At 63.9% G+C, this 13,829-nt stretch carries 13 protein-coding genes; 4 read left to right on the forward strand and 9 right to left on the reverse strand.

Features of this window, described 5'->3' with window-relative positions:
* Positions 1-37 precede the first annotated feature (37 nt).
* The 3 genes from XH92_RS15760 (at position 38) to XH92_RS15770 (ending at position 3,978) form a co-directional block, all read left to right on the forward strand.
* Entirely contained in the window at positions 38-991 is a 954-nt protein-coding gene (locus tag XH92_RS15760; protein ID WP_194459998.1) for a hypothetical protein, read from the forward strand.
* Between the two features lie 75 nt (positions 992-1,066).
* Complete coding sequence (locus XH92_RS15765) at positions 1,067-2,209, forward strand: epoxide hydrolase family protein (RefSeq protein WP_194459999.1); 1,143 nt, start codon at positions 1,067-1,069, stop codon at positions 2,207-2,209.
* 50 nt (positions 2,210-2,259) lie between these two features.
* Positions 2,260-3,978: a metallophosphoesterase gene (locus tag XH92_RS15770; protein WP_246788450.1), complete on the forward strand. Its 1,719-nt coding sequence runs from the start codon at positions 2,260-2,262 to the stop codon at positions 3,976-3,978.
* Here the strand turns inward: XH92_RS15770 and XH92_RS15775 are convergent.
* On the reverse strand, positions 3,975-5,009 hold the full coding sequence (locus XH92_RS15775; protein WP_194460001.1) for an AI-2E family transporter: 1,035 nt from the start codon (positions 5,007-5,009) through the stop codon (positions 3,975-3,977). The genes XH92_RS15770 and XH92_RS15775 overlap by 4 nt on opposite strands.
* A 37-nt stretch (positions 5,010-5,046) precedes the next feature.
* Positions 5,047-5,511 carry a GNAT family N-acetyltransferase gene (locus XH92_RS15780; RefSeq protein ID WP_194460002.1) on the reverse strand — a complete coding sequence of 155 codons (465 nt, stop codon included), beginning with the start codon at positions 5,509-5,511 and terminating at the stop codon, positions 5,047-5,049.
* Positions 5,512-5,707: 196 nt separating this feature from the next.
* Between XH92_RS15780 and XH92_RS15785 the strand changes: the two genes are divergently transcribed.
* The gene (locus XH92_RS15785; protein WP_194460003.1) at positions 5,708-5,911 is read left to right on the forward strand and encodes a hypothetical protein; all 204 of its coding nucleotides are present in this window, start codon (positions 5,708-5,710) and stop codon (positions 5,909-5,911) included.
* A 36-nt stretch (positions 5,912-5,947) separates the two neighbouring features.
* Here XH92_RS15785 and XH92_RS15790 read toward each other — a convergent pair whose 3' ends face one another.
* The 7 genes from XH92_RS15790 to XH92_RS15820 form a co-directional block, all read right to left on the reverse strand.
* Positions 5,948-6,985, reverse strand: a complete 1,038-nt coding sequence (locus tag XH92_RS15790) for an ABC transporter ATP-binding protein (RefSeq protein WP_194460004.1) — start codon at positions 6,983-6,985, stop codon at positions 5,948-5,950.
* Positions 6,978-7,958: an ABC transporter ATP-binding protein gene (locus tag XH92_RS15795; protein ID WP_194460005.1), complete on the reverse strand. Its 981-nt coding sequence runs from the start codon at positions 7,956-7,958 to the stop codon at positions 6,978-6,980. The genes XH92_RS15790 and XH92_RS15795 overlap by 8 nt, the downstream gene beginning before the upstream one ends.
* Positions 7,955-8,776: an ABC transporter permease gene (locus XH92_RS15800; RefSeq protein WP_194460006.1), complete on the reverse strand. Its 822-nt coding sequence runs from the start codon at positions 8,774-8,776 to the stop codon at positions 7,955-7,957. Before XH92_RS15800 ends, XH92_RS15795 begins: the two co-directional genes overlap by 4 nt.
* A gap of 67 nt (positions 8,777-8,843) precedes the next feature.
* On the reverse strand, positions 8,844-9,779 hold the full coding sequence (locus tag XH92_RS15805; RefSeq protein WP_194460007.1) for an ABC transporter permease: 936 nt from the start codon (positions 9,777-9,779) through the stop codon (positions 8,844-8,846).
* Between the two features lie 60 nt (positions 9,780-9,839).
* The gene (locus XH92_RS15810) at positions 9,840-11,429 is read right to left on the reverse strand and encodes an ABC transporter substrate-binding protein (RefSeq protein WP_194460008.1); all 1,590 of its coding nucleotides are present in this window, start codon (positions 11,427-11,429) and stop codon (positions 9,840-9,842) included.
* Positions 11,430-11,837: 408 nt separating this feature from the next.
* Positions 11,838-12,776, reverse strand: coding sequence for a GAF domain-containing protein (locus XH92_RS15815; protein WP_194460009.1), 939 nt, complete (start codon positions 12,774-12,776; stop codon positions 11,838-11,840).
* Between the two features lie 112 nt (positions 12,777-12,888).
* Entirely contained in the window at positions 12,889-13,683 is a 795-nt protein-coding gene (locus XH92_RS15820) for a class II aldolase/adducin family protein (RefSeq protein WP_021080321.1), read from the reverse strand.
* Positions 13,684-13,829 lie beyond the last annotated feature (146 nt).

Here is a 13,829-nt window from a genome sequence, read left to right on the forward strand (position 1 = left end):
CCTTGAACCTTGCATGCCCTGCGGGCGACCACAGGGCATGCATTTTATTTTCCGCCTCGCCCTCGTCCTATCCCCGATCCTGATCCTTTCGCCGGCCCGCGCCGCGTCGCCGGAGGACCGCTACATTGCCGCGCGCGACGCGGCGATCGCCAGATTCGCCAAGCAGGAGAAGGACGGAAAGATCGACGAGGCTGCCGACAAGGCGGAGGCGGCCGCGCGCGACGAGCTGAAGGGGCAGCTGATCGCGATCCTGTCACAGCCCGCCCGGCCGGGCTTCGCGCCCGCCCAGCTCAATCTCGACACCCTATATAAAGGCGACATGGGGTTCGGCATGCTGGATGGCCTGCGCTTCGATGCCGATACCGGCAGGAACGGCGCCAAGATCGGCGAGAAACGCGCCGACGGGAGCTTTGTCGAACCGAAGGCCCATATCATCGTCACCTCCGAAGCCCTGTTCATGCGCTGGCTGCACGAGCACAAGACTTGGTGGGACAAGGGCACGAAGAACGTGCCGCAGCAGATCGAACCGGCCCTGAAGTTCGAGGGCCTCTACACCCAAGCGATTTCGACCGATGCCGCGGTCATCAATTTCGACGAGCTGCCGGTCGTCAAACCGTCGTCGGCCAGCCTGACTTACGGTTTCCTGGCCGGCCGCACCCAGGACACAACCCCTGATGCCGCCGACGAGGTGTTCGTCGCGGCGCTTGCCAACGGCAAGTTCTACGTCGCCTATGGCGAGATCGAGCCGACAGTGCAGGTGCCGGCCTGTACGGCGATCCGCACCGACTACAACAAGAAGGCCGACGAAGCGGCGGAGAGGCTCGAGCGCAAGCAGATCACCAGGGCGGCCTATGACAAGCTCGGCGACCTGCGCCAGCAGGGCGACGATGCATTCAAGCGCTGCTTCGTTCAGCACGCTCCGGAGCAGCCGGCATTTGCCGAAGCCACCAAGCAGGCCCAGGCGTTGCTGGAAATGGCGATCGGCAAATAGGGGCACCTGACGGTTTGATCGGCTGACGGTCCGACCCTATGTTCCCCAGGCAGCTTTCGAGCCCGGGGAGACGCCATGAATACCGCCATCAGCCCGTTTCGCGTCGCCGTCAGCGATGATGTCCTCGATGATCTCCGCACCCGGCTGCGCCGGACCCGCTGGCCGGAAGCCGAGCTGGTCGACGACTGGAGCCAGGGCGTGCCGCTGCAATGGATCAAGGACGTCTGCCACTATTGGGCCGAGACCTATGACTGGCGGCAGCGCGAGGCGCGGCTCAATCGCTTCAGCCAGTTCACCACCGAGATCGACGGGCTCGATATCCACTTCATCCATGTCCGCTCGAAGCATCCGGAGGCGCGGCCGCTGATCATCACCCATGGCTGGCCGGGATCAGTGGTGGAATTCCACAAGGTGATCGAACCGCTGACCGATCCGACCGCGCATGGCGGCCGCGCCGCCGATGCCTTCCATGTGGTGTGCCCGTCACTCCCCGGCTTCGGTTTCTCGGCCAAGCCGGCCGCGACAGGTTGGGGCGTCGACCGGATCGCCGGCGTCTGGGCCGTCCTGATGGAGCGGCTGGGCTACAGCAGCTATTTCGCGCAAGGCGGCGATTGGGGTTCCGCGGTCACCACCGCGATCGGCGGACAGGACGCGGCGCACTGCGCCGGCATCCACATCACGCTTGCGATGTCGACGCGGCCCAATGTCGAGGGGCAGCCGACGCCGGAGGAGACGCGGGCGCTCAACGGCATCAAATACTACGCCGATTGGGATTCCGGCTATTCCAAGCAGCAATCCACCCGGCCGCAGACGCTCGGCTATGGCCTGACGGATTCCCCGAGCGGGCAGGCCGCCTGGATCCTGGAGAAGTTCTGGGCCTGGACCGACTGCGACGGGCATCCGGAAAATATCCTTGGCCGCGACGAGATGCTCGACAACGTCATGCTGTACTGGGTCACCGCGACGGCGGCCTCGTCGGCGCGGCTCTACTGGGAGAGCTTTGGGCCGGGCAAGCGAACGCCTCACAAGGTCGGCGTGCCGACCGGCGTTGCCGTGTTCCCCAAGGAGATCGTCACGCCGGTCCGCAAATGGATGGCGACCAACTTCACCAACATCCAGCACTGGCGCGAGATGCCGAAGGGCGGCCACTTCTCGGCGTTCGAGCAGCCCGAGTTGTTCGTCCGCGAGGTGCGCGAGTTCTTCGGGACGCTGCGCTAGCCGTGTAGAATGGGGTGGAGCGAAGCGAAACCCATCGGAGGGACGTCGCTGTGCTGCTGGATCCCCGCGACGGTGACTTTGAGGACGATGCCGCCAGCCCGGAACAGCGTTCCTTGTTCGCGATCGTGGGCAGCCTTCTGGTCGAGATAAGCCCGGCGAAGCTGCTGTTCGCCTGGACGGTTTCGCTTCTGCTTCCGGGCGTGCTGCTCGGCCTTGCGCCACTGGTCGCATCCGCCTGGATTTCGAGCCTTTCGCAGCACGTTCTTGCCCTGTCCGAAGTGGGCGCCTTGCTGGCGCTGGTCGTGATCGCGGCGTTGGGATGGCTCGGCGGGCGACCGCTGTTTCAAATCGCGGAAACAAACTTCTGGTCACTGAACGCACTCGCAGTCCAGCCGAGCTACGCCTTTACGCGGGAGGCGCTGGGCCATCTGGCGGAGCTGCTCTGGCGCAGCGGTGCAACTCCCGCGTCTCGCACGAGGCTGCGGCGCATTTGCTCGGTCGGCGCCGGTATGCTGCTTTCTGCGGGCGCGGCATTGATCGCGGCCCTGGCTTGGCCTGCTTCGCAATGGACTGCGACCATCAATGACCTTGTTCTGATTCATCGTCTTGTGGTGCCGACGTTCGCGAACGCCGTGGTGCTGGTGTCCTGCTATCTTGCGGTTGCATCACTGGCCTGGAGCGTGGCCGACGCCAGTATGGATCAACCGGCCGACCTCGCCGGATACGACGCGCCGCCGTCCGGAGGCCGCTGCTGGCGCCTTGCGCATCTGTCCGATCTCCATGTGGTCGGCGAGCGATACGGGTTCCGCATCGAAAGCGGGACAGCCGGTCCGCGGGGAAACCAACGCTTCAATCGCGTGCTGGCTCGCCTTGCCGAAATTCACGCCGTTGATCCGCTCGACCACGTGCTGATCAGCGGCGACATGACGGACGCCGGCCGGCCCGGCGAATGGGCGGAATTTCTCGATGCATTGGCAGGTTATCCGGACCTTGCAGCTCGCACCATCATGCTTCCGGGCAATCATGACGTTAACGTCGTGGATCGTGCCAATCCCGCACGCCTCGACCTGCCGTTCAGTCCGGGCAAGCGGCTAAGGCAGATGCGTACCCTGTCGGCGATCGCCGCCGTCCAGGGCGATCGCGTGCGCGTCATCGACGGCTTCGGCAAGCCGTCGGCTACGCTGAACCAAGCGCTGGCCCCTCATCATGATCGGATAACACAATTTGCGCAGCACGGGGGCATACGCCGCGCAGCGGCGCTCCGCGGCCTGTTCGATGATCAGTTCCCAATGATCCTGGCGCCGGACCAGGAGGGTGGCCTCGGGATCGCGATTCTCAACTCCAACGCCGAAACCCACTTCTCCTTCACCAACGCGCTCGGTTTGGTTTCGGAAGCGCAAACGCGGCGGTTGGAGGCTGCGATCCGTCATTTCCCGACGGCATGCTGGACCATCGCGCTACATCATCACCTGATGGAATATCCCATGCCGGTAAAGACGTTTGCCGAGCGTATCGGGACAGCCTTGATCAACGGCAGTTGGTTCGTCCGCAGATTGCAACGGTTCTCCGATCGTTCGGTGGTGATGCACGGTCACCGGCATATCGACTGGATCGGTACATGTGGTGCGTCGAGGATCGTCTCGGCTCCGTCGCCGGTGATGGGGACCGACGATGCGGTCGGCTATTTCTACATCCACAGAATGATGGTCGGCCCGGACCGCAAGCTCTGCCTCGCCGAGCCCGAGCGGGTGGAGATTGGAACAAGCTAGGACGCTTCCGGCTGATCTTGGTGCGATCCGCCGAACAGATCGGCGACCCACGCGGCCGACGGGCTCTCGGCACAGAAGGTCAGAATGGCGAGGGTGATCGGCACGCCGATGAAGGTTCCGAACAGGCCCCAAAGCGCGCTCCAGAAGAATATCGCAAACAGCACCAAAAACGGCGAGATCGACAGCGTCGAGCCGGCGACCCGAGGTTCGATATAGCTGCCTACCACGAACTGGATGACGTTGAGGCAAGCGAACACACCGAACACGGCGGGCCAGCTCGCGAACTGCGTCATGGCCAGCAGCGTGGGGAACAGCGTCGCGATGAAAGGGCCGATGAAAGGAATGTAGTTGAGCACAAAAGCGATCACGCCCCATTCGAATGCGAATGGCAGTCCGGTCACGGCGGCGAACAGGCCGACCAGGAGACCCGTGACCGCGCTCATCTGTGTCCGCACCAGCATATATTTGCGGAACTTGGCGGCCGTCGCCTTGCTGCCCTCGAGCAGGACGCGCGCAGCTGTGCGATTCTCCAGCCGCTGGATTCGTCGACCGGCGTCTTCGACCTCGAGAAGTCCCAGCACGACATAGACCAGCGCGATGAGCCAGAAGCTCAGCGTGGTGTTGATGCGGCCCGTGACGTATTGCGTGGTGCGCAGCAGCCAGCCGACATTGAAATGTTCCGCCCAAACGCCGGCGAACGAGACGCCATGGCCGTCGAGCCAGATCACCGCGGCGTCGTACAAGGCCTGATAGCGCGCCGCGTCCGCAATCAAATAGCGCCCGACACGGCCGAACCCCCACGCTGCCAGCGAGGCAAACGCGACGCAGGTGGCAACCGTAACAACTATGGTAACGGCGAGCGCGAGGAGTTTCGGCAGCCACGACTGAAGCCGTTGTTGAACGGGCCAGACGATCGCGATGATGAACAGGGCGGCCGCAAGCGGGGCGAGCACACTGCGTGCCTGAGCCACTGCCGCAGTGACCAGCACCGCGGCGATGATGCCGGTCGTGATCTTCAACCCGCCAGCCATCCTTGGGTTATCCGACCTCCGTGAACTCGCGGTGCAGCTACAGCAGTCCCCGATAAATCCCGGGCGCGGAGCCTTCGATGGCCACTGCGCCGACGGCCTTCGCATAGAATTCCGCCGGTCCGACGCCGCCAATGATGGCGTAGCCGAAGCCCTGGTGCTTCATGTCCTCGAGACAGGCGAACAGCAGCGCCTTGCCGATGCCGCCCTGCTGTGCCTTCGGCGCGACGCCGGTCGGACCGAAGAAGTTGCGACAGGCCGCGTCGTAGCAGGCGAATCCCACGATCTTCTTTTGCTGGATCGCGATGAAGCAGGAGGCCGGTTGGCGGCTGAACGCGACCTCGGTTTCGCTGGCCCATGCCTCGCTGAATGTCTCCCGCACCCAAGAGACAACCTTGTGCTTTTCGGGGGCGAGCGCCCGGCGCATGACAATTCCAGCCTTGAGCAATCGATCATAGGCAGGCCTGGAATCAGGCAGAGCATAGAGCTTGACGAGCATGTCCATCCGGCGACCTTAGTTGAAAACGCGTCGTCGGCAAATCACGGGAGTGAGGTAGAGGCGGGGCAGCTGCGCAGTGGCTGGTTAATCCGCCCATGACCGCCGCGTCATTCCGGGCGTGGGAAGCACGAGCCAGGAAATCCATCGGGCCGCGGGTTTGTGAATCAATGGATTCCGGGTTCTTCGCCTCGCGAGCCCCGGAATGACGGATTTGTCGCGATGGATAGGGCGGGTCGTCGGGCGGACCGCGGTCCTTCGCGACCTCGGTGCCGGTGATGTTCTGGCGGTGCTGGGCAGGGGCGTGTCGGCCAGTCGCCGTGAATCGTTCGCGCTGTTCGGCGGGGGTGATCCCGCAATTGCGACGGGCGCCGATCAATTGATCGAGCCGGTCACAGCCGTGCCTTGATGGAGCGGCGGCTGGGGCCGAGAAGCCATCGATACGTCAGGGATGTCTGCCTTCGGCCGCTGGCAATGTTGCCTGAGCGGCAATCTCGTCAGCCCGCCAGCACCGGACCGCATGCCCGTCCGGACGCGTTTCAAGCGAAGGCCCGGGCTCGCGCTGACACACCGCTTCGGCGTAGCGACAGCGTGGACTGAACGCACATCCGTCCGGCGGATTGAGCGGATTGGGAAGCTCGCCCCTTGTCGTGGCGAGCGGTGCGCGGCGCAGCGGATCCGGAATGGCGGCGATCAGGGTTTGCGTATACGGGTGTGCCGGCCGCTCGAAGATCTCGCGCCAGCCGCCGGTCTCGACGATGCGGCCGAGATACATGACCGCCACCCTGTCACTCATGTGCTCGACCACGCCGAGGTCGTGGCTGATCATGATGTAGGAGAGGCCGAGACTCTCCTTCAATTCCAGCAGCAGATTGATGATCTGGGCCCGGATCGAGACATCGAGCGCCGACACCGGTTCGTCGCAGATCACGATCTTGGGGTTGAGAATCAGCGCGCGGGCGATGCCGATGCGCTGGCGCTGGCCACCGGAGAATTCATGCGGGTAGCGGCCGGCCTGTTCGGGCCGCAGGCCGACATGTTTGAGCATCGCCGCAACGCGTCCGTCGATCTCGCTCTGGGCCGTCACGCCATGCAGGCGCAGCGGGTCTTCAAGCGTGCGGCGAACGGTCTGGCGCGGATTGAGCGAGGCGTAGGGATCCTGAAACACCATCTGGGCGGTGCGCGCCAGCAGCTTTCGATCGAGCGATCGCTGTCCCGTTACGACGTGGCCGTCGAGCACGATCCGGCCTCGCGTCGGCGTCAGCAGCCCGAGCAGCGAAAGCGCGACGGTCGACTTGCCGCAACCGGATTCGCCGACGAGACCAAGGCACTCACCGCGTTTCAGTTCGAGATCGACGCCGTCGACCGCGCGCAGCAGCCGCTGGCTTCCGCCGAGGAAGCCGCCGCCGAGCGGAAAATGCACCGCGAGATCCTCAACGCTGAGGATGACATCGTCGACGGGCCTTGCCGCGGGTTCATGCATGGTGGTGGCACCTGACGAGGCCGCCCGCAGCGAGCCATGTCGTCTCCGGTGCGGTGGTCCGGCAGATCTCGGTCGCCTGTGCGCAACGCGGATTGAAGCGGCAGCCGGTCGGAAAGTCCGCGATCGCCGGGACGACGCCGGCGATTTCCCTGAGCCGCGACCGGCCGAGTGCTGCGCGGCTCCCCAGCCGCGGCAACGAGTCGACCAGGCCCTGTGTGTAGGGATGCGCGCAGGCGCGGAAGATGTCGTCCGAGCTGCGTTCCTCGACAATGCGGCCGGCATACATGACACCGACGCGGCGGCACACGTTGGCGACGAGACCCAGATCGTGGCTGATCATCAGGATCGCCGTGCCTCGCTCGGCGCACAGATTGCGCATCAGCTCGATGATCTCCGCCTGTACGGTCACATCGAGCGCCGTGGTCGGCTCGTCGGCGATCAGAAGATCCGGATCGCATGCCAGCGCGATAGCGATCATCACGCGCTGGCGCATGCCGCCCGAGAGCTGGTGCGGATAATCCTTCACCCGCCGCTCCGGTGCGGGGACGCGCACGTTCGCCAGCGCCTCGACGGCGAGCTGGCTTGCCTCGCGCCAGCTCTTGCCCTTGTGCAGCACGAACATCTCCGCGATCTGCCGGCCGACCGGCGAGACCGGATTGAGCGCCGTCATCGGCTCCTGGAAGATCATGGCGATGCGGTTGCCACGCAGCGCCCGCTGCTCGGCGGCGGAAAGCCCCTGAATCTCGCGGCCCTCGAAACGTATCGAGCCGGCGGCGACCGAGAGCGGCCGGCGCAGCAGGCCGATCAAGGCGAGCGCCGTGATGCTCTTGCCACAGCCGGACTCGCCGACAAGACCGAATGTCTCGCCACGATCGATGCGGAATGAAACGCCCTCGACCGCGGCAACATGCCTCGCGCCGTCGTCGAGATCGATGCGCAAGTCCTCGACTTCGATCAGCGGAGCGGTCGTCATGCGCGCCGGCTCCGCGACTGCGGATCGAGCACGTCACGCAAGCCGTCGCCCAGCAGATTGAGGCCGAGCACCGTCAGGAATATCGCAAGGCCCGGGAACACCGACAGCCATGGCGCCGTGGTGATCTGGTCGCGCGCCTCCGACAGCATGCTGCCCCAGCTTGGATAGGGTGGACGGATGCCGAGGCCGAGGAACGAAAGCGAAGCCTCGGCCAGGACCGCGCCGCCCATGCCGAGCGTGCCGATGACAATGATGGGGCCGACCATGTTCGGCAGCAGCTGCGTGATCATGATGCGCAGATCTCCATAGCCGAGCACGCGTGCAGCCTGCACATAGCCCTGGCTCTTGAGCGACAGCGTCGAGGCGCGTGCGATCCGGCAGGTGAACGACCAGTTGGTCAATCCGAGCGCGATCAGGAGGCTGGTCAGGCCGGGCCCGAGCACCGCCATGATGGCGAGCGCGAAGATCAGCGAGGGGATGGCGAGCATTAGATTGGTCAGCCCGTTGACGAAATCGTCCCACCAGCCGCCCCAATAGCCTGCCGTCAACCCCAGCGTCACGCCGATGACGCTGTTGACGAGCTGCGAGACGATGCCGACCGTCAGCGAGATGCGCGCGCCATGCACGACACGGGAATAGATATCGCGGCCTTGCGCATCGGTGCCGAACCACCAGGTCCAGCTCGGCGGTTCTTCCGCATTCATGAGGTTGGCACCCATGACCGGATCGGTATGGGCCAGCCAGGGCGCGAACAGGCCGACGAAGATCGCAAGTGCGAATAGCATCCCGCCGATGATCGCGCTGGTCCCAAGCTTCATCGCGGTCGCTCCGCCAGGGCAGGCTGCACGATCGATCGTACGCAGGCGTGATGAGACCGGCCGCCGCTCATGCGTATCTGATCCTGGGGTCGATCACGCCGTAGAGCAGGTCAACCAATGTATTGACGGTGAGGAAGAACAGCACCACCACGAGGATGGTGCCCTGGACGGCGGGAATGTCGCGCTGCAGGACGCTGTCGACCAGCAGCGAGCCGATGCCCGGCCAGGAAAACAATTTCTCGACCACGACGGCTTGGCCCATCACGACGCCGAATTGCAGGCCGATCGCGGTCAGAATGATGACGAGGGCATTGCGCATCACGTGCCATGTCACGACCCGCGTCTCGCTCATGCCCTTCGAGCGAGCCGTGCGGACAAAATCCGCGGTCATGATCTCGAGCACCGCCGCCCGCGTCGTCCGCGCCAGCAGCGCCATCGGCGAGACGCCGAGGGTCACGGCAGGCAGGAGTAGATATTTGAGGCTGCCGTCGCCATAGCCGAAACTCGGCAGCCAGCCGAGCTTCAGTGCAAACAGGTACATTAGCAGCAGCCCGAGCCAGAATTTGGCCATCGAGAGGCCTGACACCGCCAGCACCATCGAGAGCGTGTCGACGATGCTGCCCGGCCTCAGCGCGGCGATGAAGCCGAGCGGTACGCCCACTGCGATCGCAAACGCCAGGGCCACGAAGATCAGCTGCAGCGTTGGCCACATCCGTTTGGCGACCATGGTCGTGACCGGCTCGCGGGTCCGGAACGAGGTCCCGAAATCACCCGTCGTGAGCTTGGCGATGTAGGAGCCGAAACGCACGTAAACGGGATCGTCGAGGCCGAGCTGCTTTTTCATGCGCTCCACGACCTGCGGGTCCGTCGGACCCCGGCCGTCATCGCCCATGCTTGACACGATGCTGCCTGGAACGACGCTGAACAACACGAAGATCACCAGCACGACGGCCAGCACGGTCGGAACGGTTTGCAGGACTCGACGGATCGTAAAGGAGAGCATTGGACGTTTTCCTCGTCCCCTCCATCATTTGTCACGATGGAGGGTGAGCGATGGCACCTGTCACTTCGCGGGCGAGGTGTCGTCGACCCAGAGGTCTTCGACGTTTTGATGGGTCAGCTCCGTCGCGTCCAGCTGGATTCCCTTGAGCCAGGGTTGCACCGCCATGACAGCCTTGTTGTAGTTGAAGAACCAGATCGGCGCTTCCTCCTGCAGCAGCGCATTGGCCTTCTGCAGCAGCTGGACGCGCTTGGCGGCTTCGTCGGTCTGGCCGGCTGCATCGATCAGCTTGTCGAACTCCGCGTTCTTGAAGGTCGTGTAGTTGCAGGCCGATTGCGGCGTCGCCGAATGGAAGCATTTGAGCGCCGCCTGCGGATCCGGGCCGGTCGCCTGGGAATAGATGAAGGCCTGGAAGTCGCCTTTGCGGATGACCTCCGCCAGCACCGCGGTTTCGACCTGTTTGACCTTCACCTTGATGCCCACCTTGTCCAGCATCGGGATCGCGGCTTCGACGATCGGCAGGCCCCAGCTTTCGTTCTGGCTGGTGGTCCATTCGAATTCAAAGCCGTTGGGATAGCCCGCGTCCGCAAGCAATTGCTTCGCTTTCGCTGGATCGTAAGGATAGGGCTTCATGGCCTTGTCGTATGCCGGCGAGGTCAGAGGCAGCCAACTCGTGGCGCGATAGGCCTTGCCCTTGACCAGCTTGTTGATGATCAGATCGGCATCGATCGCATAGTTGACGGCCTGTCGAACCCGCTTGTCGGAGAACGGCTTGAACGTGGGATTCATCCCCATATAGCGGGTGAAGACCTCGGCGACCTCGACGATGGTGCCCTTGAGGTTGGGATCGGCTTGATAAGCGACATACTGCGCCGGCCCAAGCACCGAGGTGTCGATCTCCTTGTTGCGAAAGGCGACATCGCGTGCCGCGGCTTCGCCCATCAGCGATATCACGACCTTGTCGGCATATGGCTTGCCGGGCTTGTAGAACCGGTCCCACCGTTCCAGAACGATGCGCGATCCCGGCACGTGCTCGACAAACTTGAACGGACCAAGGCCGATTGGCTTCTGCAGGAAGCTCTCCTTCCCGCCCTCGTCGGCGGGATAGATCGAGGTCAACGCGGTGAAGAAGTAGAAGGCGGGATCGACTTTCTCGGTCAGCTTCATTTCGAGGGTGAAGTCGTCGATCTTCTTCAGGCCGGAGATTTCCTTGGCCTGGCCCTTCTCGACTTCGGCGGCGCCCTCGATCAAGCGGACAAATCGCGCGCCGGGATAGGCCTTGGTGCCGTCCATGATGCGGTTGTAGGACCAGATGATGTCGTCGGCCGTCATCTTGCGGCCGTTGTGGAAATAGGCGTCGTCGCGCAGCTTGAAGGTATGAACGAGGCCGCCGCCCGAGACCGTGACCTCCTTGGCAAGTTCCGGCACCGGTTTGCCTTCGGCCGAGTCCCAGATGTAGAGCGACCGGTGGAGGGCCTTGGCGTAGATTTCGTCCTGGGCACGCGGTGTGGTGTGGATGTCCATGCTGGTGAAGCTGGAGCCATAGGGCGCCGTCATGCGAATGGTCCCGCCCTTGCGCGGCGTCTTGGCCTCCGCCGTGGCGGCAAGTGCGAGCCCGAGGCCAGCCACGATCGCAATCATCCTGAACATCATGTTTTCCCCAACGATGCAGACGCGTTCCGATCAGCGAGTTGACCATTGGCAGCACGTCAAGCGCAAGGTCCTCATGTCGTGTCGAGGGCGACCGGCACCAAAATATTGGTATCGTCGCGATGCGAACGCCTACCGCATATGATTTGACTGCGCTGACACCGCGGCTGCAACTTGCGCGAGTAAGTAAGCAATTGCGATGAAACGGATTTCAGCTTCAGGCCTGAACATGCGAAGCAAGCCCAGCGTCGTCCCGGGCAAGCGAAGCGCGACCCGGGACCCATAACCACAGGGTTGAGTTGTTGAAGGGAACTGTGGCCCAACGTCGCGCGACAATCACCTTCGCTGGTGATGGGTCACGGCTTTCGACGGGACGACAAATGTTGGGAGGCGACATTCGCAACACGACAATTACAAATACCAGGCCAGCACCGCCTTGAGCCGGGCGTTCTCGATCACCGGCAGCGCGACCACCTGGTTCATGCCGGAGTTGCGCGCCAGTGCAGCCGCGATCGATTCATCCTGCTTCAGATGTTCGGTGAGCGCGGGCATGCCGGTGGCCCATGCGCCGCCGATAGAGCCTTCGCCCCGGCTGATCCTCCTTTCCGCATAGAGCGCGGCGAGATCGGACTGCTCGCTGCAATCGCCGGAGCGGAACAGCAGCGCTGACCGCGCTTCGTTCGGCACCCAGATCTCGAACCGGCGTGCGATCGGCGTCGCCTGGGCCGACAGGAACGTCACCACCCAGGTCTGGTCGCCGGTCGTGTAGGGGATACCGACGCCGCAATTGATGCCGATCTCGGATGCGTCCTCCCAACGCAGGAATCCCTTGGAGTTGTGCAGATCCTTGATGATCAGCGGCATGCCGGCCTTCCAGGTCCGGCCTGGCAGGCCGAAGCCGCGCGGGAATCTGGTGTGGCGCGAGTTGAACTCGAACATGTCGGCAGTGCCGTAGTAGCCGTCGACCAGCGCCATCTCGTGGGATTTCTCGGGATCGTTGTGCCAAAGCTCGATCGCGCCGACATGCTTCCTGTCGTCGCCGCAGAGCAGCACCATCACGGCCATCAGGAATTCGCCGGCGAACACCGGAAGCGCGACGCCGCAGGTCAGGCCGGCCTCGCGCGCCTCATCAGTTCGCTTGAAATACGAGTTGGCGAATTCGGTCAGGATGACCGGATGGCCGGTCGCCCAGGCCTTGCCGGGAAGGCCCTCGTCATAGGCGAACAGCGCGTGCTCGCTGACCGCCTGGAATTCGGCGAACTCGGCGCTGTGGAGGCTGCCGCCGAATGCCAGCCGCGTCCGCGTTGCATCGGGCACCCACAGTTCAACCACGCGAATGAAGGTTTTCATCGCACGCACCTGCCGTCTCGCCGACTTCTAGCATCGGCGATGTCACGGCAAAACGTGCGCTCAAATAGCGGGCAAGCTGCGCCCAAAGTTGATGCGAAGGCGCGATTTTGCCTCAGTCCCGGTACGACGGATCGGCCCGGTCGAGCTTGCGCAGCAGCGCGGGCCAGGCGAGCTCGCCGTTGCGGGCGGCGCGGCCGGGCTTCGGCAGCATCCGCTCATAGGTGTCTTCAAGGATGTTTTGCGGCGGGTAGATCAGCTTGGTGTTACAGGACAACGCCATCACCTGAGTCTGGCAGGCCCGCTCGAGGCGGAACAACACATTGAAGGCGGCGGGCACGGTGCGGCCGACGACGAGGAGGCCATGGTTGCGCAGGATCATCGCCTCGTTGTCGCCGAGGTCGCGCACCAGGCGCTCGCGCTCGTCGACATTGTCGGCAATGCCCTCGAAGTCGTGATAGGCGATGTGCAGGAAGCGCATCGAGGTCTGCGCCAGCGGCAGTAGGCCGCATTCCATCGCGGACACCGCCATGCCGGCCGGGGTATGGGTGTGCGCGACGCAATCCATGTCGTGCTTGGCCATGTGGATGGCGCTGTGAATGACGAAGCCCGCGACGTTGACGTCGTAGTCGGTCGCGTTGAGCAGCGTGTTGCCTTCGACGTCGACCTTGATCAGGCTGGAGGCGTCGATTTCTTCGTAAAGCATGCCGTAGGCATTGATCAGGAACTGGTCGGTGGTGCCGGGCACGCGGCAGGAGATGTGGTTCGCGATCATCTCGGTCATGCCGTACATCGCCGTGAGCCGATAACAGGCGGCAAGATCGACGCGGGCCTGCCACTCCTCGGCGCTCACCTGCTCGCGGACGGATTTGACGACCTTGATCGCGGGCGAGCTGACGGGGGGATTCATGGCGCTCTCTCCTTGAGATGTCTGCGAGGCCGGGGCCTGATTGTTGCCGCGGACCATAGCAGAATCCGCACGGTGGCAAGCGGCGGCGCGTCTGCTTATTTGCAGGTCTGGCGGGCAAAAACCGAATGTGGATTGGCGCGCCGCGC

The organism is Bradyrhizobium sp. CCBAU 53421 (assembly GCF_015291625.1).
Taxonomy (GTDB): Bacteria; Pseudomonadota; Alphaproteobacteria; order Rhizobiales; family Xanthobacteraceae; genus Bradyrhizobium.

Excerpts from the sequence above, each read along its gene's own strand:
- XH92_RS15815 (WP_194460009.1), bottom strand. The coding sequence starts at position 12,776 with ATGAAAACCTTCATTCGCGTGGTTGAACTGTGGGTGCCCGATGCAACG.
- XH92_RS15760 (WP_194459998.1), top strand. The coding sequence starts at position 38 with ATGCATTTTATTTTCCGCCTCGCCCTCGTCCTATCCCCGATCCTGATC.
- XH92_RS15800 (WP_194460006.1), bottom strand. The coding sequence starts at position 8,776 with ATGAAGCTTGGGACCAGCGCGATCATCGGCGGGATGCTATTCGCACTT.
- XH92_RS15810 (WP_194460008.1), bottom strand. The coding sequence starts at position 11,429 with ATGATGTTCAGGATGATTGCGATCGTGGCTGGCCTCGGGCTCGCACTT.
- XH92_RS15805 (WP_194460007.1), bottom strand. The coding sequence starts at position 9,779 with ATGCTCTCCTTTACGATCCGTCGAGTCCTGCAAACCGTTCCGACCGTG.
- XH92_RS15785 (WP_194460003.1), top strand. The coding sequence starts at position 5,708 with ATGACGGATTTGTCGCGATGGATAGGGCGGGTCGTCGGGCGGACCGCG.
- XH92_RS15780 (WP_194460002.1), bottom strand. The coding sequence starts at position 5,511 with ATGGACATGCTCGTCAAGCTCTATGCTCTGCCTGATTCCAGGCCTGCC.
- XH92_RS15820 (WP_021080321.1), bottom strand. The coding sequence starts at position 13,683 with ATGAATCCCCCCGTCAGCTCGCCCGCGATCAAGGTCGTCAAATCCGTC.
- XH92_RS15795 (WP_194460005.1), bottom strand. The coding sequence starts at position 7,958 with ATGACGACCGCTCCGCTGATCGAAGTCGAGGACTTGCGCATCGATCTC.
- XH92_RS15775 (WP_194460001.1), bottom strand. The coding sequence starts at position 5,009 with ATGGCTGGCGGGTTGAAGATCACGACCGGCATCATCGCCGCGGTGCTG.
- XH92_RS15790 (WP_194460004.1), bottom strand. The coding sequence starts at position 6,985 with ATGCATGAACCCGCGGCAAGGCCCGTCGACGATGTCATCCTCAGCGTT.
- XH92_RS15765 (WP_194459999.1), top strand. The coding sequence starts at position 1,067 with ATGAATACCGCCATCAGCCCGTTTCGCGTCGCCGTCAGCGATGATGTC.